Below are 22,094 nucleotides of genomic sequence, written 5' to 3' on the forward strand. Positions count from 1 at the left end.
CGCTCAGCGATCGGTACCCGCCAGAAAACGCCGTGCCTGGTCGCGCGCACCGTCGAAGATCTGCCGAGCCATGCGCTGCGGCACGCTGGCGGGCAGGCGCGGCTGCAGCCGGTCGATGGCGCCATCCAGCGCCTCGACCATCTCCACCATGCTCTCCCACAGACCCGTGATGCGGCTGGTCTCGGCCAGGGCCTTCCAGTGGCGTCGCTGGATCTCGGCCAGGCGGTAGTGGCGGCTGCGCCCCGGCAGCGCCATGGCCATCCTGGCGCGCTGGCGGGCGATCTTGCCGTGGCCATGGCCGATGATGGGCCAGGCCGACAGCACGTCGTACAGCGGCGTCAGCTCATAGCCCCCGCCGGGCTGCAGGAAGACCGAGAAATTCTTCGCATGTCCGTCCGTGGCCGCCAGCAGCCAGAACGCCAGCTGCGCCATCACGAAGCGCGCGCTGTCCCGCGCCGGCGCGCTGCCATGCTGCAGCACCCGCAGGCATTGCAGCATGCCGGGGCCGCCATGCGTCTCGTACTTGTTCGCGCTGGCAATGCCGCGCACCTGGCAGAAATCCTCCTGCGGCAGCCGCGCGATCCAGCCCTGCGCCGTCCAGGCACGGTCAAAGCGCTCCACGCACAGCACCTGCCGCGCGCCAAAGGTCTCGATGCTGCTGTCGGCCACCGCAAAGCCCAGCTCGGCCAGCAGCCGGGCGCACAGCCATTCATTGGCCACTGACTCGCTCAGGTCGTACTGCCAGTGCGGCACCACGCCGATGGGCGGCTTCAGGATATGCGTGGTCGGCGTCGCACCCAGCGGGCGGCACCACTGGCCATCGTGGCGCAGCACCGCCGTCTTTTCCTGCGCGCCGGCGATGGACAGGCGAAACTCCTGCTCCACCGGCATCGCGCCAAACCCTTCGCCCAGACCGGCCAGATGCGCCTCGATCTGCGCTTCGCTCAAAGGTTCGCAGCGCACCGCGTCGAACCCCTCGGGCACGGCCCCCTCGGGCAGCAGTTGCACGGCGCCCACGCAATCGCGCCCGATGGCCTCCAGCAGAGAAAACGCATCGGCCCCGCGCAGCCCGAAGCGCTGGCGGATACGCCTGCGGATGCTCTCGCCATCCGGCAGCAGATTGTCGAAATAGTGGGCCACCACCTCCCCCGCCACAGTCAGGTCGCGGGTGAAGGGCATGGACAGGGACAGGGGCCGCGCGTGCGCGCTGTGCGGCCAGGCCGGGTCATAGGAGAAAACATGGCGGCCAGTGCGCGTCACCTCCCAGCGCCCTACCCGCTCGCCATTCATCCAGACGCCAAGCGCCGCCATCACCAGCTGCCTTTCGGCTTGCTGGCCTGCCAGCCCGATGGCAGCGCCTGCGGCTTGAAGGCCACGGCACGGTCAGCCGGCCCGGGGACCGGAACCTCCACATCACCGCCACCGGCCGGTGGCCGGCCCGACGCATCCTGCGCGTACCGGGGCGCCGGCTCAGCCACCCGCAGCACGGGAGACGGCGCATCCCCTCTCGGGCGCACCAGCAGGTCCGCGTCCAGCAGTTGCACGATCTCCATCAACTGGCGCACGCTGATGGCCGCGGGGTCGCGCTCGATCGCCGCCACGCGCGACTGGGACACGCCCAAACGCTGCGCCAGCTGGACCTGGCTGACGCCAGCCGCCTTGCGCAGCGACTTCAGGTGCAGGCCCAACTGGTCGGGCAGTTGCAGCAGATGGTCCATGGCGCGCTCCAATCGGGATCAGGAAAAGCTTCAATCATCTTGAAGTGATAAACGCAAATTATCATTCAAAGATAATAATGTCAATATATCACATCAAAGTTGTATTTTCTGCCGCTCACGGCCTGGTGCACCTGCCTACAGCCGCGCCGCGATGTCCTCGGCCGACTCGCGGTAGTAGGTGTTGAACAGTTCGTTGATGTCGACGTGGCCGCTGATGCGCGCCAGCGTCATCACATCCACGCGCTTGCTCAGCCAGGTCAGCGCCGTGGCGCGCAGGTCGTGAAAGCGCAGGCCTTCGACCATGACGCGGTCACGCAGCTTGCGGTAGAGCGTGTCGCGGCTGGCGTCGCTGATGGTCCAATAGGCATCGCGCCCGGCGGCCTCGGCGGCGGCATCCAGCACGCGCAGCAGGCGCACGGCACGGCGCGTCAGCGGCACGTGGCGCTCGCCCACCTTGGCCTCCGTCTTGTGGTGCGGCAGGTGGTAGACCCGGCGCTTGAGATCCACATTGCTGCGGCCCATGCGCAGGATCTCACCGCTGCGCATGGCGGTGTGCAGGGCCACCAGCATGGTCCAGGCCGTCTGCTCCATGGGCGATGATGGCGCCAGGCGCGGTGAGACATTGGCCGAGCGCAGCATGCGCCGCACCTCGCTCCACTGCCCTGTGCGCCGGCGCGCATGGGCCTTGGCCGGCAGCCTGATCTCCGGCCAGGGACTCTTGCCGGCCCATTTCCACTGCTTGACGGCCAGCGTCCAGACAGGACGGAACTGCTGGGCCTCGCGCAGCACGCTGGCGCCCGAGACCTGCTGCAGCCGCGCATCGCGCCAGCGCGCCAGATCGTCGCCCGTGATCTCGTGGAACACCTTGGCGGCCAGCTCGGGAAACTCGCGCAGCCAGGCATCGAAGCGCAGATGATCGGCCCGCGCCGTGCTGGCCGTCTTCCTGTCCGTCACCTCGCGCCGGTAGCGCTCCACGGCCTCGGCCAGCGTGCGCCGCGGAAACTCCCCGCGCGCCCCGGCCAGGATGGCCGCCTCCTCGGCCACGGCCCACCCCTGCGCCTCGGCCTTGGTCGCCCGCGTGGCGGTGCGCCGGACCCCCGCACGCTCCACTTCGGCCCGCCAGCCGTTCTTCACCTTCCGGAAATAAGCCATCCCACCTCCTGCTGCCCGCGCGGGATCACAAGCGGGATCTGCGCGGGATTGGAATGTGATTTTGCGCTGTTTTGTGCCGGTTTCAACCCGTTCCGATTCGACCCAAGGGCACAGAAAAAAAGCCCGTTTCCTCTGGAGGAAACGGGCTTGTGCAAGGTTCACCGCGATTGAGCGATGTTCGTGCGTGGTGCGCGGGGGGGGACTCGAACCCCCACACCATTGCTGGCGTCAGGACCTAAACCTGGTGCGTCTACCAATTTCGCCACCCGCGCTGGTTCTTGGGGGAGCCGCCTGCGCGGCGGCCCCTAGGTCAGGGCGCAGATTCTAGCCGCAATTGCGGGGGCCCATTGCCATACCCCGGATCGACCGGCGGCCTCTGCTTTTGTCGTCGCATCAAGGTGTGGGCTCGCGGCGCACGCGGAACACGGCGGCGTACATGGCCGGCAGCGCCAGCAGCGTCAGCACGGTGGCCACGATCAGCCCGCCCATGATGGCCACGGCCATGGGGCCCCAGAACACGCTGCGCGACAGCGGGATCATGGCCAGCACGGCAGCGGCGGCCGTCAGCACGATGGGCCGCAGCCGGCGCACGGCCGCTTCGACGATGGCATCCCAGGCCGGCACGCCGCGCGCGCGGTCGGTCTCGATCTGGTCGATCAGGATCACCGAGTTGCGCTGGATCATGCCCATCAGCGCCACCACGCCCAGCAGCGCCACGAAGCCGAAGGGCCGGCCCAGCAGCAGCAGCGCCGCCGCCACGCCGGGAATGCCCAGCGGCCCGGTGACGAACACCAGCAGCGAGCGGCTGACGCTGCGCAACTGCAGCATCAGCAGCGTGAAGGTGAGGAACAGCATCACGGGCACGCCCGCGACGATGGCGTCCGAGCCCTTGGAGCTTTCCTCCACGGCACCGGCCACGTCGATGCGGTAGGCCGTGTCGCCCGCAGCGTGCCAGCGCGACTCGATATCGCGCAGTCCGGGCAGCAGCGCATGGGTCAGCGTCGCGCCTTGCAGGCCCTCGCGCACATCGCCCTGCACGGTGATGGCGAACATGCGCTTTTCGCGCCACATCACGCCGGGCTCCCAGACCATCACGGGCTTGGCGATCTGCGTCAGCGGAATCGACTTGCCCGAAGCCGTGGGCAGGTAGGCGCTAGCGATATCGGTGATGGCGTCGCGCTCCGAATACGGCGTGCGCAGCACGATGTCGATGAGCTTGTCGCCCTCGCGGAACTGGCCCACCGTGGAGCCGCTGAGCATGACGCGGGCGGCCTGGGCGATGGCCTGGCTGCTCACGCCCAACGCGCGCGCCTTGTCCTGGTCCACCTCCAGTCGCACGGCCTTGACGGACTCGTTCCAGTTGTCGTTGACGCCGCGCATGTCGGCGTTGGCGATCATCGCCTGCTTGACCTCGTCGGCATAGGCGCGCAGCTTCTGCGGATCGGTGCCGGAGACGCGGAACTGCACCGGATAGGGCACGGGAGGACCGTTGGGCAGCAGCTTGACGCGGCCGCGCACCTCGGGGAACTCCTGGGCCAGCAGCGCCGGCAGCGATTTGCGCAGGCGCTCGCGCGTGGGCAGATCCTGGGCGACCAGGATGAACTGCGAGACGTTGTTCTGCGGGAACACCTGGTCCAGCGGCAGGTAGAAACGCGGCACGCCCGAGCCCACCCACTCGCTGACCGTGCGCACGCCGTCCAGCTGCATGAAGCGCTCTTCCACGCGGCGCGTGACGGCCTCGTTGGCAGCCAGCGATGTGCCTTCGGGGAACCAGATGTCCACCAGCACTTCGGGCCGGCTGGAATCCGGGAAGAACTGCTGCTGCACGCGCGACATGCCCACCAGGCCCAGCGCGAACACCAGCACCGTGATGGCGATGGTCAGCCAGCGGTGCGTCACGCACCAGTTCACGGCGCGCCGGAAGCGGTTGTAGAACGGGCTGTCGAAGACTTCATGCTCTGCAGAAGACGCATTGAGGTTGGTCTCCTCGATGGGCACCTCACCCGAGGCCACCTCGGGCGGCAGCGTGGCCGCGTGCGGCGGGCGCCTGAGCAGCAGCATGCCAAGGTAGGGCACGAAGTACACCGAGGCGAACCAGCTGAGCACCAGCGCAATCACCGTCACCGCGAAGATGGCGAAGGTGTACTCGCCCGTCATGGACTTGGCCATGCCGATGGGCAGGAAGCCCGCTGCCGTGATCAGCGTGCCGGTCAGCATGGGCTTGGCCGTGATCTCGTAGGCGAAGGTGGCGGCGCGGTACTTCTCGTAGCCCTCCTCCATCTTGCGTACCATCATCTCCACGGCAATGATGGCGTCGTCCACCAGCAGGCCCAGCGCGATGATCAGCGAGCCCAGCGACACCTTGTGCAGGCCGATGTTCCAGTACCACATGGCCAGGAAGGTCGCGGCCAGCACCAGCGGGATCGTGATGGCCACCACCAGGCCCGGGCGCGGATCGATGTACCAGCGCTTCCACAGCGGCTGGTGACCTTCGCGCTTGTGCAGGCCCAGGCTGATGAAGCTCACGGCCAGCACCACCACCACGGCCTCGATCAGCACCTGGAGGAACTCGTTGACCGAATCGGCCACGGCCTTGGGCTGGTCCTGCATGTTGGCCAGCTCCACGCCGGCCGGCAGCGTGCGGGCGATGTCGCCCACGGCGCCGCGCAGGGACTTGCCCAGGCGGATGATGTCTCCGCCCTTGATCATGGACACGCCCAGGGCGATGGTCTCGCGCCCCTGGTGGCGCACTTTCACGTTCGCCGGATCGGAGTAGCCACGGCGGATCTCGGCAATGTCACCCAGGCGCAGCTGCGCGCCCGAGGCGCCGCGTATCGGCATGGCGCGCAGTTCCTCCACCGCCAGGAACTGGCCTGCCACGCGCACCTGCACATCCTCGCGTGGTGTCTGCAGCACGCCCGCGCCTTCGATGGCGTTTTGCTGGCCCAGCTGGCCCAGCACCTGGTTCATGTCCAGGCCCAGTTGCGACAGGCGGCGCTGGGACAACTCGATGTAGACCTTCTCGTCCTGCACGCCGAACAGTTCCACCTTCGCCACGTCCGGCACGCGCAGCAGCCGCTGGCGCACATCGTCGGCCATGGTCTTGAGCTCGGCATAGCTGAAGCCATCGGCCTGCAATGCGTAGATCACGCCATAGACGTCACCGAACTCGTCATTGAAGAACGGCCCCTGCACGCCCTGCGGCAGGGTGTAGCGCATGTCGCCGATCTTCTTGCGCACCGTGTACCACAGCTGCTGGACATCGCCGGGGCGCGAATTGTCCTTGAGCTGGAAGATGATCATCGACTCGCCGGGCTTGGAATAGCTGCTGATCTTGTCGGCGTAGGGCACCTCCTGCAGCGTGCGCTCGATCTTGTCGGTGACCTGCTCGGCCATCTGCTGCGCCGTGGCGCCGGGCCAGTTGGTGCGCACCACCATGGCGCGGAAGGTGAAGGGGGGGTCCTCGTCCTGCCCCAGCTGGAAGTACGAGGCGAAGCCCAGCAACAGCAGCACGACCATGAAGTAGCGCGTCAGCGCCACATGGTCCAGCGCCCAGCGCGAAAGATTGAAGTGCCCGCCTTGCGGCACCTTGTGCTTGGCCCCGCTCATCGGGCCGCTCCGCTGGGCGCGGCGCCTGCGGCGGCAGGCGCCTGCGCGGGCTGTGCCGGCTGCTGGGTCTTGTCATAGCGGTCCTGGTAGACCGTGACCTTCTGGCCTGGCGTGAGCACATGCACGCCGGTGGCCACCACCTGCATGCCTGGCGTCAGGCCGGCGGCGATCACCGCCTCGTTGCCATCGGCCGTGGCAAGCTGCACGGGCTGCAGCTTCACCGTGCTACTGGCGGCATCGAACACCCACACGGCCGTGCCCTGGCCACCGCCGCCCTCCTGGCGCAGCGCCGTCGTGGGCAGCTTGATGACGGGCTGGCCCGTGGGCCCCATGCCCTCGGGCAGCGCATGCACCGTGGCACCCAGCGGCGGCACGGCCGCCGCATCCGCCGTGGGCAGGGATACCTTCACCTGGTAGGTACGTGTGACGGGATCGGCGCTGGCCGCCACCTCGCGCACCTGGCCCTGCAGCGGCTGCATGCCGGCCGACCACGGGCGCACACTCACCTTCTGGCCCACGCGGATCTCGCCGCGCTTGTCCTCGGGCACGACGAACACCACGTCGCGCGGGCCATCCTGGGCGATGCGCACCACAGGCGAGCCGGCCGACACCACCTGGCCCGGCTCGGCGTCTATGCCGGTCACCACGCCCGGCACGTCGGCCAGCAGTTGGGCATAGGCTTCCTGGTTGCTCTGCGATGCGAGCTGCGCCTTGGCCTGATCCAGCGTGGCCTGGGCGGACTTGAGCGAGGCCTCGCGCCGCTCCAGCTCCGCGCCGCTGATGAAGTTCTGCGCCTTCAGCTGCGAGTAACGCCTTACATCTGCAGCCGCCAGATCGCGCTGCGTGGTGGCCGCCGCCACCTGGGCGCGCGCCGCGTCGGCACCCAGGCGGTAGTCGCTGGCATCGAGCCGTGCCAGCAACTGGCCGGCCTGCACATGCTGGCCCAACTCCACCTCCCGGCGCACGATCTTGCCTGCCACGCGAAAGCCCAGGCGCGACTCTATGCGTGCACGCACTTCGCCCGCGTACTCCAGCTGCGTGTCCAGCGTTCCCACCCCCACGGTGAGCAGCTTGACGGCGCGTACCGGCTCGGGCGGCGGTTCGGCCTTGGAACAGGCACCCAACGCCAGCGCAACGGCCAGGCACAGGGGAGCAAGAAGATGATGGCGCGGCAGCGCCGGCGCGGCAAGGGTCGAGGGCATGACAGGCATGTGGGTCCGGAGGGATGGAGCGGAAAGCGGCGGCGGGCTTGCGGGGGCCGGGCGGCAGGCCCCGGCAGTTGGCTGGCGCCGTTTACTGACTGACGGGTTAGTAATTTAGGAGAAGCCCTTGCGCCCGTCAAGTGAAAAGCATGGCCCTCTCCACAGCAACGACAATCGGCGCACCGTGAAGTCCACCCCCCCCACCCTGCCCGCCTCCCCGCCCCCGTCACGCACTACGAGAACTTTCCCGTGGCGTCCTGGCTCTGCCCGCCATGGCTGCGCCCCCCCATCGCGGCCCTGTACCACTTCGCACGCACGGCGGATGACCTGGCCGACGAGGGCGACGCCACGCCGCCCCAGCGCCTTGCCGCGCTGGCGGCCTACCGCGCCGACCTGATGGCGCTAGGCACCGAGGACGAGGCAGCCATGCTGGCGCGCACGGCCTGGCCCCAGGTCTTTGAGGGCCTGGCACCGCAAGTGCGCGCCCACCAGCTGCCGTTGGCACTGATGGACGACCTGCTCAGCGCCTTTGCCCAGGATGTGCGCAAGACGGATGCCGGCACCACCTACGCCGACCGCGCCGCGCTGCTCGACTACTGCCGCCGCTCGGCCAACCCCGTGGGCCGGCTGCTGCTGCATCTGTACGGGGTGGACGATGCCGGATCGCTGGCCCGCAGCGACGCCATCTGCACCGCCCTGCAATTGATCAATTTCTGGCAGGACTTCAGCGTGGACCTGCCGCGCCAGCGCCACTACCTGACAGACGCCGACTGCGCCGCCCACGGCGTGCGGCGTGAAGACCTGCGCGCCCAGCCCGATGCGCTGACCCCTGCCGTGCGTGCGCTGCTGGCCGAACAATCGGCCTGGGCGCGCGCACTGATGCAGTCCGGCGCCCCGCTGGTGCACCGCCTGCCGGGCCGCATCGGCTGGGAGCTGCGCCTGGTGGTGCAGGGCGGGCTGCGCATTCTCGACAAGGTCGATGCGCTGCAGGGCGCCAGCCTCTACCGCCGCCCCACCGTCGGCAAGGCTGACGGGCCGCTGCTGCTATGGCGTGCCCTGCGCATGGGACAATCCCGGCCCATATGAATCCGGATCAGTACGTCCAAGACAAGGCCGCCGCCTCGGGCAGCAGCTTTTACTACGCCTTCCTCTTCCTGCCGCGCGAACGCCGTGCCGCCATCACAGCCTTCTATGCCTTCTGCCGCGAAGTGGACGACGTGGTGGACGAAGTCTCCGACCCCGGCGTTGCCGCCACCAAGCTCGGCTGGTGGCAGAACGAAGTGCACCAGGCCTTTGCAGGCAAGCCATCGCATCCCGTGATGCGGGCGCTCATGCCGCACGCACCGGTCTACGGCATCGAGGAGCGCCACCTGCAGGCCGTGATCGACGGCTGCCGCATGGACCTGGAGCAGACCCGCTACCTGGACTTCCCGGGCCTGGCGCGCTACTGCCACCTTGTGGCCGGCGTGGTAGGCGAGGTGGCCGCGCGCATCTTCGGCCAGACCCAGGAAGAGACCACGGCCTACGCCCACAAGATGGGCCTGGCCTTCCAGCTGACCAACATCATCCGCGACGTGGGCGAGGACGCCATGCGTGGCCGCATCTACCTGCCCATCAGCGAACTGCAGCAGTTCGACGTCAAGGCCCACGAGATCACCAAGCGCGAGTACTCGGACCGCTTCACCGCGCTGATGCGCTTCCAGGCCGAGCGCGCCCACCGCCTCTACGACGAGGCCCTGGCCCTGCTGCCCGCGGCCGACCGCCGCGCGCAAAAGCCCGGCCTCATGATGGCCAGCATCTACCGCACCCTGCTGCGCGAGATCGAGGCCGACGACTTCCGCGTGCTGCACCAGCGCATCAGCCTGCCGCCGCTGCGCAAGCTCTGGCTGGCCTGGAAGATGCAGGCACTGGGACGCATGGCGCGGTGAGCAGAGAGCGCGCCAAAGACAAGCCGCATGCCGCCATCATCGGCGGCGGCTGGGCCGGCTTTGCGGCCGCCCTGACGCTGGCGCGCAGCGGCTGGCACATCACCCTGCACGAGGCCGCCCGCGAGCCCGGTGGCCGTGCGCGCGGCATGGACCTGGACACGCCACAGGGCCTGCTGCGCGTGGACAACGGCCAGCACATCCTCATCGGTGCGTACACCGAAAGCCTGCGCCTCATGCGCGAGGTGGGCGTGGACCCTGAACAGGCCCTGCACCGCCAGCCCATGGCCCTGCCCTATATCGATGGCAGTGGCCTGCGCTTTCCCGACTGGCCTGCGCCGCTGGATGCGCTGGCCGGCATTGCCACCGCACGCGGCTGGAGCCTGGCCGAGCGCGCAGCCCTGCTGGCGCGCGCCGTGCGCTGGCGGCTGGCGGGCTTTCGCTGCGCGGCCGAAGCCACGGTGGCCGACCTCTGCACAGGCCTGCCGCAGCGCCTGGTCGGCGAGTTCATCGACCCGCTGTGCATCTCGGCGCTCAACACACCCATTCACCTGGCCAGCGGCACCGTGTTCCTGCGTGTGCTGCGCGATGCGCTGTTCAGCGGCCGTGGCGGCTCGCACTTTCTCGTGCCGCGCAGCGACCTCGGCCGCCTGTTTCCGGCACCGGCCGCGCAATGGCTGCAAGAGCGCGGCCACGCCGTGCGCCTGGGCAGCCGCGTGGCCGAACTGCAGCCCCAGGGACCGCACTGGACGCTGGGCGCAGCCCAGGGCGAAGACGCGCCCTTCGACGCCGTGCTGCTGGCCTGCCCCGCACCCGAAGCAGCGCGCCTGGCACTGACCGCCGCCGAGCACGACAGCCTGCCTGCGCGCGACGGCATTGCCCTGCAGCGCTGGGCACAGCTGGCCCAGGACCTGCAGCACCGTCCCATTGCCACCGTCTATGCACAGACCCTTGACGCCTCGCACACCTTGCCACCGGGGGAACCCTGGCTGGCGCTGCGCGCCACGCCCGATGCGCCTGCGCAGTTCGTCTTCGACCGGGGACAGTTGGGGGGACCGCAGGGCCTGATGGCCTTCGTCATCAGCGACAGCGCATCGGACCGCGACACCCTGCAGGCCCAGGTACTGGCCCAGGCACAGGCCCAGCTGGGCTGGGACGACCTGATCCCGCTGCGCACCGTGATCGACAAGCGCGCCACCTTCGCCTGCCTGCCGCAGCTGCAGCGGCCCGACATGGAGTTGGGCCACGGCCTGTGGGCCTGCGGCGACCATGTGGACGGACCGTATCCGGCCACCATCGAAGGCGCCGTGCGCAGCGGCCTGCAGGCGGCCGAGGCCATCGGCCAGGCCCTGGGTGCCGAGGGAAAAGCCTGACCCCCGGGTATCTCCGTAGCCTGCGGGCCCCGGTTTGACAGCAGATTGACAGCCGCCGGCGCCACCATCGCTGGCGCCGCATCTGCTGCGGCCCATCCACTACAACGATAGCCAGGAGACCAGACATGCCTTCGCGCGACTTTCTTCACCACGCAGACCTGCCCCCGCTCGGCCGCCGCCAATTGCTGGCCGGCACGGGAGCCATGGCCCTGTCTGGCCTGCTGCCTGCGGCTGCGCTGGCGCAGGATGCCTGGCCCACACGGCCCATCCGCTTCGTCGTGCCCTTCGCGCCCGGCGGAAGCTCCGAGATCGTGGCACGCTCCACGGCCGCCGAGCTGTCCAAGACCCTGGGCCAGAACGTCTTCGTGGACAACAAGCCCGGCGCGGCCGGCAACATCGCCATGCAGGAAGTGGCGCGCGCCGATGACCAGAGCACGGTCATCCTGGGCCACATCGGCACGCTGGCCGTCAACCCCTACATCTTCGACAAGCTGCCCTACGACGCCAACAAGGACTTCCAGCCCGTCAGCCTGCTGGCCAAGGTGCCCAGCCTGTACGTGGTCCACCCCGATGTGCCGGTCAAGAACCTGCGCGAACTCATCGCCTACGCCAGGAAGAAGCCGGGCCAGCTCAGCTACGGCTCGGCCGGCAATGGCAGCGCCGGGCACCTGGCCTTCGAGTACCTGAAGATGACGGCCGAGATCTTCATGCTGCACGTGCCCTATCGCGGCACGGGCCCCATGATGACCGACCTGATGTCGGGCCGCCTGGACGCTGCCTCGGTCGGCGCCGCCGCCCTGCTGCCCTTCATCAAGGCCGGCAAGGTGCGCTGCATCGCCACGGGATCGACCCAGCGCCTGCCCCAGCTGCCCGACGTGCCCACCGTGGCCGAGCAGGGCTTCCCGGGCTTCGAGATGACGCAGTGGTACGGCATGCTCGCCCCCTCCAGCATGACCCGGTCGCATGTGGACAAGCTGGCCACGGAATGCGCCAAGGCCGTCAAGGCCCCCGATTCGCTCAAGCGCCTGCAGGGCGACGCGGCCGAGCCCATCGGCAGCACGCCCCAGCAGTTCGCGCAGTTCATTGCCTCCGAGCAGGCACGCTGGCAGAAAGTGCTCAAGCGCGCCCAGGTCAAGCCGGACTGAGCCCAGGCTCCGGCATCAACTGGCCGGGCCAGCTTTCTCGGCCATGGCGCGCAACACGCCCTGGCTGGCCTTTTGCACATGCTCGGCGCTCAGGCGCGCGGCCTGGTCCGCGTCGCCCTGCTCGATCGCCGCCACGATGGCGTCCAGCTCCGCCAGCGTCTGCGGCAGGCGCCCGGGCTGGGACATGGAGATGCGCCGCAGCACCGTCACGCGGTTGTTCAGCTGGCGCAGCATCTGGCCGGCCACCAGGTTGCCGCAGCCCTCGATCAGGATGTCGTAGAACTGGTTCTTGATCGCCAGCAGCGCCACCTTGTCGCCCGCCACCCCGGGCACGGCCAACTCCCCCAGCTTGGCACGCAGCGCCGCGCGCTGCGCGTCCGAGGCATGCAGCGCAAAGCCCCGGCTGGCCAGGCCCTCCAGGCTGGCCCGCACCTCGTAGATATCGCGCACTTCCTGCACCGAGATGTCCGTGACCTCGGGGCCACGGTGCGGAACGATGGTGATCAGCCCCTCGGCCTGCAGGTGCTGCAGCGACTCGCGCAAGCAGGAACGGCTCACATCCAGGCTCTCGCACAGCTCGCGCTCGGACAGCTTCTGCCCGGGCGCAAACACGCCATCGAGGATGGCCGTGCGCAGGGTCTGCGTCGTGCGCTGGCGCAGCGACGTTTCTTCGCGGGGGACACGCAGCATCTGGTTCATGGGACGAATCCTACCTGCCAATCCAGGGGCCGGACGGACTGACGGATTGTCATACACACACCTGATCCGGCAGGCAATACAGATTTTCATCAAGTCGGATTGTCTGACAATCTGATTAAATCCACTCCATCGACAGATTCCTTTACAACCTTCCATCAGGAGTTTTCATGACCCGTGCCTACGCCCCCAAGAACCCCGCCCTCTTCGACCAGGGCCTGTCCACCCGCCGCGAGGTACTGGGCGCCGAGTATGTCGATGCGTCCATCCAGAACGCCACGGACTTCAACATCGACATGCAGGAACTGGTCACCCAGTACTGCTGGGGTGATGTCTGGAACCGCCCGGGCCTGGACCGCAGGACGCGCTCCTTCCTGAACCTGGCCATGATCACGGCGCTCAACCGCCCCCATGAACTCAAGCTGCATGTGCGCGGCGCCATCAACAACGGCCTGAGCAAGGACGAGATCAAGGAGGTCTTCCTGCAGACCGCCATCTACTGCGGCGTGCCCGCCGCCATCGACTCCTTCCGCGTCGCATCGGAAGTGTTCAAGGAAATGAACATCTGAGGCACGCAGCATGACCTCCATCGGATTCATAGGCCTCGGGATGATGGGCCAGCCCATGGCCCACCTGCTGCACGCAGCAGGATACACCCTGGTCATCAGGGACGCCGTACCCGCCGCCGCCGCGCGCTTCGCCAGCGCGCATGAGGGCGTGTCCGTGGCATCCGGCGCCGCCGACTTCGCCGCCTGCAGCGTGGTCTTCACCATGCTGCCCGACTCCCGCATCGTCGATGCCGTGGTGGGCGAACTGGCCCCGCACCTGCAGCCCGGCGCCTGCGTCATCGACATGAGCTCGGCCGACCCCAATCGCACGCGGGCGCTGGCCGGCCTGCTGGGCGAGCGCGGCATAGGGCTGCTGGATGCGCCGGTCTCCGGCGGCGTCAAGCGCGCCATTGCGGGCACGCTGTCCATCATGGTCGGTGGCGATGCGGACCTGCTCGCCCAGCACCTGCCGCTGCTGCAGCGCATGGGCCAGGCCATCACCCATGTCGGCCCCGTGGGCGCGGGCCATGCGCTCAAGGCGCTGAACAACTATGTCTCGGCAGCGGCCCTGATCGCCACGGCCGAGGCCATCCACGCGGGCGCGGCCTTCGGCATTGCGCCGGCCACCATCGTGGACGTGATCAATGCCTCCACCGGCAAGAACAACACCACCGAAAACAAGGCGCACCAGTTCATGCTGAACGGTGCCTTCGACTCGGGCTTCTCGCTGGCGCTGCAGGCCAAGGACGTGGGCATCGCCCTGTCGCTGGGCCAGGCCATGGGTACGCCCATGGAACTGGGCCGCCAGGTCAGCGCCATGGCCAGCGAAGCCTCGCGAATCCTGGGACCGGCGGCCGACCATACCGAGCTGTACCGCTTCGTGGCCCCGGCCTGAGCCCGTCCCACGCCTTCCTCTGTCAGACCGGCCGCCAAGAGCCGGTGGCCTTCCTTCGCGCCTTCAGGAGACACATCCATGCGCCCCTTGCACCACCTTCCTCTCGCCCGGACAGTGCTCGCCACCGCGCTGGCCACGGCAGGACTCGCCGTCCAGGCATTTCCCGGCAAGCCCGTCACCATCGTCGTGCCCTACGCGGCCGGCGGCTCCACCGACGTGCTGGCACGCGTGTTGGCCGAGGCCATGACCCGCGACCTGGGCCAGCAGGTCATTGTCGAGAACGTCGGCGGCGCCGGCGGCACCATAGGCACCAGCCGCGTCACGCGCGCCCAGGCCGACGGCCACACCCTGCTGTTGCACAACATGGGCATCGCGACGGCGCCCGCGCTCTACAGCAAGCTCGCCTTCGATGTGCGCCGCGACCTGGAGCCCATCGCCCTGGCCGGCGACGTGCCCATGATCCTCGTACACAGCAAAGGCTTCGCGCCCGCCACGCTGGCGGACTTCATCGCCCACATGAAGGGCAAACCGGGTGAAGTGCGCTTCTCGCATGCCGGTGTAGGCGCCACCTCCCACCTGTGCGCCATGCTGCTGCTGCAGACCACCTCCACCGAAGCCACTCTGGTGCCCTACCGCGGCACGGGCCCGGCCCTGCAGGACCTGGTGGCAGGCAATGTCGATGTGATCTGCGACCAGCCCGTGGCCACCGGCCCGCACATACAGGCGGGCATGCTCAAGGGCTACGCCGTCGCCACGCGCGAACGCCTGCCCTCCCTGCCCGATGTGCCCACCTTCGCGCAGGCCGGCCAGCCCGGCTTCGAGCTTGCCGTATGGCACGGCCTCTACGCCCCGCGAGGCACGCCCCAGGCCGTCATCGAACGCCTCAACAAATCCCTGCGCACCGCCCTGTCCGAGCCCGCCCTGGTCAAGCGCTTCACCGACATGAGCGTCATCATCCCGCCCGCAGACCGCCTCACCCCCGACGCCCTGCGCCAGCACACCGCCGCCGAAATCAAGCGCTGGGACCCGGTGATCAAGGCTGCGGGGGCCAAGGCCGAGTAAGCACCGGAACGAGAAGAGGGGCACTATTGAAAGCGGCGTCAAAAACTGGCGCGCCCCCAAGGCCAGGGACACCAAGCAAGGGCCGCCCCGCCGCAAGGGTGTCGTCCCCCTCCCGAAGAGAGAGGGGGAAGCCGCGAAGCGGCTCAGGGGGAGTGGACTACCTCTCGGACTACCTCTCCATCCACCACTGGATGACGATCTTGGCCACGTAGCCCACGAAGCCCACGCCCAGGCCCAGGAAGATCACGAAGGTGCCGAACTTTCCCGCCTTGGACTGGCGCGCCAGCTGCAGGATGATGAACACCATGAAGAGGATGAAGGCCCCCACGCCATAGGTGAGGAAGAAATGGGCGATCTGTTCTTCTGTATACCCGAATATCACGACAACACCGTCCTACATCCTCCCCTGCAGGCCCAGCCGGTCCGGGCCCGCCCGGCTCAACGCGCCGGGAAGGCCGACGCATCGACCAGATCGCGGTACGCGTGCCAGCTCGCGTGCCCCAGCAGGGGCATCACGGCCACCAGTCCCAGCAGCCAGCTGCCCAGGCCCAGCAGGGTCAACAACACAATGAGGGCGGCCCACAGTGCCAGAGGCACAGGGTTGGCCAGCACGGCCAACCAACTGGTCAGCACGGCCTGGCGCACCGTCACCCGCCTGTCCAGCATCAGCGGCATGGCCACCACGCTGGACGCAAAAATGGGCGCTGCCAGAAAACTGCCCAGCGCCAGCCATACCGCAAACAACTGCCCGTCGCGGGCCAGCACCACGTGCTGCACGAAATCCATCGGCGTGGCCACGCGCACCGGCGACATCACCGTGATCAGCGAGGCCGACACCAGCACCCAGCCCGTGGCCGCCAGCGACAGCAGCAGTCCGAACTGCACCAGGCACCAGTAGCCGCCCCGCCCCTCCTGCGCATGGCAGCTTTGCCAGCGCGTCCAGGTGCTGCGCACCAGGGACAGGTCGGCCCGCTCGCCGCGCTCCAGCGCGCGGCTGATCGCGTAGAGGCTGGTCGCCACGACGGGGCCGACGATCAGGAACCCCGACAAGGCCCCGGCCATCAGCCAGAAGCGATTGTGCCCCAGCGTCAAGATCAAAAACCCGATCAAGGTCAAGACCAGGCCATGCGCCAGGCTCAGCCAGGGCGCCCTTGCCATGTCGCGCGCGCCGCGCGCCAGCCAGCTCAGGGGGTGTTTCCAGCCGATGCTGCGCACGGCGGGGAGGACGGGGGGGTGGAAGAAAGCTGTGCTGTGGCTGGTGGGCATGGCGGCTTTGGCGTGCAGGGTCAGCTGTCAGCCAGCCCCTGGCACAACTGCGCGAGGCTGGCCACCGTGACGTGGGGCGCGGGCCCCTCGTGAGGCCATGCTACCCCCGTGCGGTTGAGCCAGACTGCGTGCATACCCGCATCCATGGCGCCCAGCGCATCGAGCCGCGCGTCGTCGCCGATGTGCAGCACATCCTGGGGCGCCACGCCCGCGGCGGCGGCGGCCGCGTGGAAGAAGCGCGTGTCCGGCTTGGCCATGCCGGCCTTGGTGGCGCTCAGCGCCGCGTGGAAATGCTCGCCGATGCCCACCACATGCACGCTGGCGTTGCCGTTGCTCAGCGCCACCACGGGCCAGCGCGCGGCCAGGAACTGCAGGGCGGGCAGCGCGTCCTCGTACAGGTCCACGCGCTGGCGCTCGGCGAAGAAGATGTCGAAGGCCGTTTCCGCCAGGCCGCCATCGTCGCCATTGCGCTGCAGCGCCAGGCGGATGGACTCGCGGCGCAGGCCGCTGAGGTCGTGGGCCAGGTCCGGCCGGTCGCGCTCGACCTGCACGCGGATGGCGCGCACGGCGGCCACGTCGCGCAGTGCCGTGGCCGTGGCCGGCGCATGGGCATGCAGCCAGTCCAGCAGCACCTGCTCAGCGCGCGAGATGGCCGGCCACACGGGCCACAGCGTGTCGTCCAGGTCGATGGAGATGGCACGGATACGGCCATCGCGGCGCAGTTGCCGCAGCGCGGCCAGTGCGGATTCGGGAGAGGATGCGGCGAGGGGGGCGGTGGTGGCTTGGGACATGCTTGGAGCATAGCGAAACGCCCGCTCGCAGGCTGCCGCCGGGTCATCCGACTCGCATGACTGGCGGTCCCGTCCTGCCACAATCGCACCTATGCCTTCCCGCTTCGCGCCAGAACCCACCTTCCGCCACGACCAACCCCAGCGCACCGCCGTGCTGCTGTGCAACCTCGGAACGCCCGACGCCCCCACGGCCCCGGCCGTGCGCCGCTACCTGGCACAGTTCCTGGGCGACGACCGCGTGGTCGAGATCCCCAGGATCGCCTGGTGGCCCATCCTGCACGGCATCATCCTGCGCACACGGCCGGCCAAGTCGGCCGCCAAGTACGCCACCGTCTGGCACGAGAAGGACGGCTCCCCCCTGCAGCACTGGAGCGCGCGCCAGGCCTTGCTGCTGCGCGGCTGGCTGGGCGAGGCCGGGCACAACGTGCTGGTGCGCCATGCCATGCGCTACGGCAACCCGTCCATCCCCAGCGTGCTCGATGCCCTCAAGGCCGAGGGCGCCACGCGCATCCTCATCCTGCCGCTGTACCCGCAGTACTCGGGCACGACCACGGCCAGCGTGTTCGACGCCGTCTATGACTGGGCCCGCACCCAGCGCCATATTCCCGAATTGCGCTTCGTCAACCGCTACCACGACGACGCTTCCTACATCGACGCACTGGCCCAGCGCATCGAGGCCCATTGGCGCGGCAACGGCCGGGGCGAGAAACTGGTCATGAGCTTTCATGGCGTGCCCGAACGCACGCTGCACCTGGGCGACCCCTACCACTGCGAATCCCGCAAGACCGCGCGCCTGCTGGCCGAGCGCCTGGGCCTGTCGCCCTCGCAATACCTGGTGACCTTCCAGTCGCGCTTCGGCAAGGCCAAATGGCTGGAGCCCTATACCGAGCCGTCGCTGATCGAGCTGGCGAAAAGCGGTGTCAAGCGCGTGGACGTGGTCTGCCCCGGCTTCACCAGCGACTGCCTGGAAACGCTGGAGGAAATCAGCCAGGAAGCGCGCGAAGCCTTCCTGCATGCGGGCGGCGAGCAGTTCGAGTACATCGCCTGCGTCAACGACAGCGCGCCCTGGATCACGGCGCTGAGCCGCATCGCCCAGCAGCATATGCAGGGCTGGCCCACGCAGAAGGCGCCGCAGGCCGCACTGGACGCCAGCCTGGAGCGCGCCAAGACCGTGGGCGCACAGCGCTGAGGCCGTTCTGCATCTTCTGCGCCGCGCCATATAACCCTGCCTCATGAGCAGAATGCATAAGCGTCTTTGTATATAGATGCTGCAAGCGGGACAATTGCACTCCAGTTGCTTGTTCCGCCGGTCTTCCATGATCGGCCCCAGCCATCATGACCAAGACATTTTCCCCTGCTCTGCGCCTGGCAGCCCCGCTGCTGGCGCTGGGCCTTGCCTGCACCGCCTTCGGCACGGCCCACGCCGCCGAACCCCTGCTCACGCCCGCAGGCGTGCAGGCAGCCGCCGGCCAGGACGTCGTGCGCATCATCGACATCCGCGACCCCAAGGCCTATGGCGAGCGCCACATTCCCGGCGCGCTCAACGCCCCCTACGGCAAATGGCGTGGCCCCGCCACCAACCCCGGTGAACTGCCCGAGCTGCCCAAGCTCACCGAACTCGTGCAGTCCCTGGGGCTGACGCCCGCCACCCACGCCATCGTGGTCTCGTCGGGCGCAGACGCCACCGACTTCGGCGCGGCAGCACGCGTGTACTGGACGCTCAAGCTGCTGGGCCTCAAGGAGCTGTCCGTGCTCAACGGCGGCATGAAGGCCTGGAACGGGCAAAAGCTCCCGCAGGACAACGCGGCCGTCACCGTGGCCCGCAGCAGCTATCAGCCCCAGCTCGACACCAGCCTGATCGCCACGCGCGAGGACGTGGGCCAGCATGTCAGGCTCAGCAACGCTGCATTGGTGGACTCGCGCCCCGACGCCTTCTACCAGGGCAAGACGCGCGCGCCTGCAGCCAAGCTCTCGGGCACGCTGCCCGGCGCGCAGCAACTGGACTTCAACCAGTGGTTCGTGCCCGGCACTTCCACCTTTGTCGATACGGCCACGGCCAAGCAGATCGCGGCCAAGGTCAAGCGCGAGCAGGGCCAGGACATGGTGGCCTTCTGCAACACCGGCCACTGGGCGGCCACCGACTGGTTCGGCCTGTCCGAAGTCGCGGGCCTGCCGGGCGTCAAGCTGTATGCGGGCTCCATGGTGGACTGGACGCAGCAGGCCGATGCGCCGCCCATGGCCAACCAGCCCGGCCGCGCCGAATCCCTGGCCTACGACGCCAAACAATGGTGGGAAAAAAAGTTCAAGTGACCGCGTAATTGATCGCACAAGTGATCGCGGAGTGGACCACGGCAGGCAGTGAGCGCCATCGTCGCGCCCTGCCTGCCACACAACAAGAAAATCCAGATATGAAACGACTTCCTCTTGCGGCCATCCTGGCCGTTTTCTTTGGCTGGCTGCTGTGGAGCGTCTCGGTGCGCCAGGCCGCGCTGTTCGCCGTGGGCCTGGGCCTGGGCGCGGTGCTGGCCGGCAAGCGCTTCGGCTTCACCACGGGCTGGCGCATGCTGATCGAGGACAAGGACGCCAGCGGCGTCTTCGGCCAATTGCTGCTGCTGGCGCTGGCCGCCGCGCTGGCCATGCCGCTGCTGGGCCACTATCCCGAACTCACGGCCGCGCTGGGCCCGCCCAGCATCAGCCTGCTGGTGGGCGCCTTCGTCTTCGGCCTGTGCATGCAGATCGCCGACGGCTGCGGCAGCGGCACGCTGTACAAGGCCGGCATGGGCATTCCCATGAACGCAGCCATCCTGCCCGTGTTCGCCATCGGCAGCTTCCTGGGCAGCCTGCACCTGGGCTGGTGGCTAGACCTGGGCAACACGCAGCCAGTGGGACTGGTCACCGCCTGGGGCTGGGTCCCTGCCCTGCTGGCCACTCTGGCGGCGCTGGCTGTGGTCGCGCTGGGCGTGGCCTGGTACGTGCGTGGCGCCAACGTGGCGCTCAAGCGCCCCGCCAAGCCGCTGTTCGTGCGAAAGTGGGTGGTGGGCGCCGTGCTGCTGGCCGTGCTGGCCACGCTCAACCTCGTCATCGCGGGCCAGCCCTGGGGCGTGGTCTACGGCTTCGGCCTGTGGGCCGCCAAGATCGCCAACGCCACGGGCGCCGTGGACCTGGCCGGCAACTGGTTCTGGAGCCAGCCCGGCAACGCCGCGCGCCTGCACGAGACCGTGCTGCTGGACGTGACCAGCATCACCAACATCGGCATCCTGGGCGGCGCGCTGTGGGTGGCCGCCGCCAAGCCTGTCAGCGCCAGGCCGCTGACAGGCACGCAATGGGTGGTGGCCCTGGTGGCCGGCCTGGTGCTGGGCTACAGCTCGCGCCTGGCCTTCGGCTGCAACGTGGGCGCCATGCTCTCGGGCATCTCCACGGGCAGCATCCACGGCTGGATCTGGGTGCCGCTGGCCTTCGCCGGCACCATCTTCGGCCTGCGCATCCGCCGCCACTACGGCTTCTGAAAGGACCCGCCATGACAAAGCAAAACACCTTGCGCGCGGTCTTCTGGGCAGTGCTCGTCATCTTCCTCGCCTGGGATCACCTGCACTCCCCGCCCGTGGACCTGCGCTTCGAGGCACCGCTGATCGCGGCCGGCTCGGGCAAGGCCGCGCAAGGCGGGCATTGCTCCATGCCGGCAGGCAAGTAGATCAGCCTCAGGGCACGCTGGGCGCCGGTCCATCGCCCGCCGCCTCGGCCACCGGCAGCGGCGCGGCCTCCACCTCGAAGCCCGCCGCCTGCCAGGCCTTCAGGCCGCCGACCAGGGGCCGCACATTGGCAAAGCCCGCGCGCTGCAACTGGCGCGCCAGGCGCGCGGCGGAGATTTCGTTGGGGCAGTCGCAATAGATCACCACGCCATGCGGATGCGCGTGCTGGGGCAGCAGGTGGGCATGCAGCTCGCCGCTGTCGCGGGGGCGCAGTTCCCAGGACTGGGCGCCGGGGATGTGGCCCTGGCGGTACTGCGGCAAGGCGCGCACATCGATCACCGTGGGCTCCACGCCCTGGGCGTGCAGACCGGCCAGTTCGCGCACCGAGATGCGCGGCATGCGCAACGAACGCACCATGCGGTGGCGCTGCCACCACTTGCGCAGGATGAACAGGCCCAGGGCCACCGCCAGCAGCAGCAGGCCCCACTGGCCCAGGGCCGTGAGCACACCCAGCAGGTCCTCCACCGTGGAGCTGAACAGCGACCCCAGGTAGACGGCCGAGCCCACCCAGATCAGCGCACCCAGGCCGTCATAGAGCACGAAGCTGCGCAGCGGCGTGCCCATCACGCCGGCCAGTGCGCTGGCGATGGAGGCGAAACCGGGCACGAACTTGGCCACCAGCAGCGAGCGTGCGCCCCAGCGGCCATAGACGGTCTCGGTCTGGCGGATGCAGGCGTCCGGCGACAGGGAGATGCGACAGATGCGGCCCAGCACGCGGTGCCCATAGGCCTTGCCAGCCTGGTACCAGAGCACATCGGCGATCAGCGCGGCGCTCACGGCCACGGCCACCAGCCACAGCAGGCGAGCCCAGTCCGCGCCCTCCAGTGCACCGGTCACCACCAGCACGGGATAGGCCGGGATGGGTGCGCCCAGCTGCTCGACGAACACATTGAGAAAGACGATGCCGAAGCCGTACTCGCGGATCAGCTCCACCAGAAAACCCATCGGAGGCTCCCCTGACCA

Annotated in this window: 21 protein-coding genes and 1 tRNA gene; 11 read left to right on the forward strand and 11 right to left on the reverse strand. The window is 68.8% G+C overall.

The genetic code is table 11. The features are described 5' to 3' along the window. Positions 1-3: 3 nt before the first annotated feature. The 6 genes from L1Z78_RS18775 to L1Z78_RS18800 all read right to left on the reverse strand — a co-directional run bounded on the left by L1Z78_RS18775 (position 4) and on the right by L1Z78_RS18800 (position 7,690). Positions 4-1,311 carry a type II toxin-antitoxin system HipA family toxin gene (locus tag L1Z78_RS18775; protein WP_234637884.1) on the reverse strand — a complete coding sequence of 436 codons (1,308 nt, stop codon included), beginning with the start codon at positions 1,309-1,311 and terminating at the stop codon, positions 4-6. Beyond that, positions 1,311-1,718 (reverse strand): helix-turn-helix domain-containing protein, encoded by a 408-nt coding sequence (locus L1Z78_RS18780; RefSeq protein ID WP_234637885.1) that lies wholly within the window; start codon positions 1,716-1,718, stop codon positions 1,311-1,313. The genes L1Z78_RS18775 and L1Z78_RS18780 overlap by 1 nt, the downstream gene beginning before the upstream one ends. Before the next feature lie 135 nt (positions 1,719-1,853). Then, on the reverse strand, positions 1,854-2,870 hold the full coding sequence (locus tag L1Z78_RS18785; RefSeq protein ID WP_234637886.1) for a tyrosine-type recombinase/integrase: 1,017 nt from the start codon (positions 2,868-2,870) through the stop codon (positions 1,854-1,856). A gap of 185 nt (positions 2,871-3,055) precedes the next feature. Further along, a tRNA-Leu gene (locus tag L1Z78_RS18790) sits at positions 3,056-3,142 on the reverse strand. Positions 3,143-3,263: 121 nt separating this feature from the next. Beyond that, positions 3,264-6,479, reverse strand: a complete 3,216-nt coding sequence (locus L1Z78_RS18795) for an efflux RND transporter permease subunit (protein WP_234637887.1) — start codon at positions 6,477-6,479, stop codon at positions 3,264-3,266. Beyond that, positions 6,476-7,690, reverse strand: coding sequence for an efflux RND transporter periplasmic adaptor subunit (locus L1Z78_RS18800; protein ID WP_234637888.1), 1,215 nt, complete (start codon positions 7,688-7,690; stop codon positions 6,476-6,478). The genes L1Z78_RS18795 and L1Z78_RS18800 overlap by 4 nt, the downstream gene beginning before the upstream one ends. Positions 7,691-7,930: 240 nt before the next feature. On the opposite strand from L1Z78_RS18800, the gene hpnC reads away from it, so the two are divergent. The 4 genes from hpnC (at position 7,931) to L1Z78_RS18820 (ending at position 12,124) form a co-directional block, all read left to right on the forward strand. Continuing rightward, complete coding sequence (hpnC, locus tag L1Z78_RS18805; protein ID WP_418921634.1) at positions 7,931-8,767, forward strand: squalene synthase HpnC; 837 nt, start codon at positions 7,931-7,933, stop codon at positions 8,765-8,767. After that, a complete protein-coding gene (gene hpnD, locus L1Z78_RS18810) occupies positions 8,764-9,609 on the forward strand; it encodes a presqualene diphosphate synthase HpnD (protein ID WP_234637889.1) in 846 nt (281 codons plus the stop codon). Before hpnC ends, hpnD begins: the two co-directional genes overlap by 4 nt. Continuing rightward, the gene (gene hpnE, locus L1Z78_RS18815) at positions 9,606-10,979 is read left to right on the forward strand and encodes a hydroxysqualene dehydroxylase HpnE (protein WP_234637890.1); all 1,374 of its coding nucleotides are present in this window, start codon (positions 9,606-9,608) and stop codon (positions 10,977-10,979) included. The genes hpnD and hpnE overlap by 4 nt, the downstream gene beginning before the upstream one ends. Positions 10,980-11,104: 125 nt before the next feature. Continuing rightward, positions 11,105-12,124, forward strand: a complete 1,020-nt coding sequence (locus L1Z78_RS18820) for a Bug family tripartite tricarboxylate transporter substrate binding protein (protein WP_234637891.1) — start codon at positions 11,105-11,107, stop codon at positions 12,122-12,124. 15 nt (positions 12,125-12,139) lie between these two features. On the opposite strand, the gene L1Z78_RS18825 is transcribed toward L1Z78_RS18820, so the two are convergent. Beyond that, on the reverse strand, positions 12,140-12,823 hold the full coding sequence (locus L1Z78_RS18825) for a GntR family transcriptional regulator (protein WP_234637892.1): 684 nt from the start codon (positions 12,821-12,823) through the stop codon (positions 12,140-12,142). Positions 12,824-12,990: 167 nt separating this feature from the next. Between L1Z78_RS18825 and pcaC the strand changes: the two genes are divergently transcribed. The 3 genes from pcaC (at position 12,991) to L1Z78_RS18840 (ending at position 15,325) form a co-directional block, all read left to right on the forward strand. Further along, positions 12,991-13,389 (forward strand): 4-carboxymuconolactone decarboxylase, encoded by a 399-nt coding sequence (gene pcaC, locus L1Z78_RS18830; protein ID WP_234637893.1) that lies wholly within the window; start codon positions 12,991-12,993, stop codon positions 13,387-13,389. A gap of 10 nt (positions 13,390-13,399) precedes the next feature. Further along, the gene (locus tag L1Z78_RS18835) at positions 13,400-14,263 is read left to right on the forward strand and encodes an NAD(P)-dependent oxidoreductase (protein ID WP_234637894.1); all 864 of its coding nucleotides are present in this window, start codon (positions 13,400-13,402) and stop codon (positions 14,261-14,263) included. 78 nt (positions 14,264-14,341) lie between these two features. Next, positions 14,342-15,325, forward strand: coding sequence for a tripartite tricarboxylate transporter substrate binding protein BugD (locus L1Z78_RS18840; protein WP_234637895.1), 984 nt, complete (start codon positions 14,342-14,344; stop codon positions 15,323-15,325). A 169-nt stretch (positions 15,326-15,494) separates the two neighbouring features. On the opposite strand, the gene L1Z78_RS18845 is transcribed toward L1Z78_RS18840, so the two are convergent. From L1Z78_RS18845 to L1Z78_RS18855, 3 genes are read right to left on the reverse strand one after another with little or no spacing between them, the layout of a single operon-like run. Beyond that, positions 15,495-15,707, reverse strand: coding sequence for a DUF2788 domain-containing protein (locus L1Z78_RS18845; protein ID WP_016449600.1), 213 nt, complete (start codon positions 15,705-15,707; stop codon positions 15,495-15,497). A gap of 56 nt (positions 15,708-15,763) precedes the next feature. Further along, positions 15,764-16,591 carry a DUF2189 domain-containing protein gene (locus tag L1Z78_RS18850; protein WP_234637896.1) on the reverse strand — a complete coding sequence of 276 codons (828 nt, stop codon included), beginning with the start codon at positions 16,589-16,591 and terminating at the stop codon, positions 15,764-15,766. Between the two features lie 20 nt (positions 16,592-16,611). Further along, entirely contained in the window at positions 16,612-17,382 is a 771-nt protein-coding gene (locus L1Z78_RS18855) for an HAD family hydrolase (protein ID WP_234637897.1), read from the reverse strand. 91 nt (positions 17,383-17,473) lie between these two features. Here L1Z78_RS18855 and hemH point away from each other — a divergent pair, with 91 nt between their 5' ends. From hemH to L1Z78_RS18875, 4 genes are all read left to right on the forward strand, one after another. After that, positions 17,474-18,571 (forward strand): ferrochelatase, encoded by a 1,098-nt coding sequence (gene hemH / locus L1Z78_RS18860; RefSeq protein WP_234637898.1) that lies wholly within the window; start codon positions 17,474-17,476, stop codon positions 18,569-18,571. Positions 18,572-18,717: 146 nt separating this feature from the next. Continuing rightward, positions 18,718-19,692: a sulfurtransferase gene (locus L1Z78_RS18865; protein WP_234637899.1), complete on the forward strand. Its 975-nt coding sequence runs from the start codon at positions 18,718-18,720 to the stop codon at positions 19,690-19,692. A 98-nt stretch (positions 19,693-19,790) separates the two neighbouring features. Beyond that, complete coding sequence (locus L1Z78_RS18870) at positions 19,791-20,888, forward strand: YeeE/YedE thiosulfate transporter family protein (protein WP_234637900.1); 1,098 nt, start codon at positions 19,791-19,793, stop codon at positions 20,886-20,888. Between the two features lie 11 nt (positions 20,889-20,899). Then, a complete protein-coding gene (locus L1Z78_RS18875; protein WP_234637901.1) occupies positions 20,900-21,073 on the forward strand; it encodes a hypothetical protein in 174 nt (57 codons plus the stop codon). 7 nt (positions 21,074-21,080) lie between these two features. Here L1Z78_RS18875 and L1Z78_RS18880 read toward each other — a convergent pair whose 3' ends face one another. Next, positions 21,081-22,076 carry a rhodanese-like domain-containing protein gene (locus tag L1Z78_RS18880; RefSeq protein WP_234637902.1) on the reverse strand — a complete coding sequence of 332 codons (996 nt, stop codon included), beginning with the start codon at positions 22,074-22,076 and terminating at the stop codon, positions 21,081-21,083. Positions 22,077-22,094: the final 18 nt, after the last annotated feature.

It is taken from the genome of Delftia tsuruhatensis (assembly GCF_903815225.1).
In the GTDB taxonomy this organism is placed as follows: Bacteria; Pseudomonadota; Gammaproteobacteria; order Burkholderiales; family Burkholderiaceae_C; genus Comamonas; species Comamonas tsuruhatensis_A.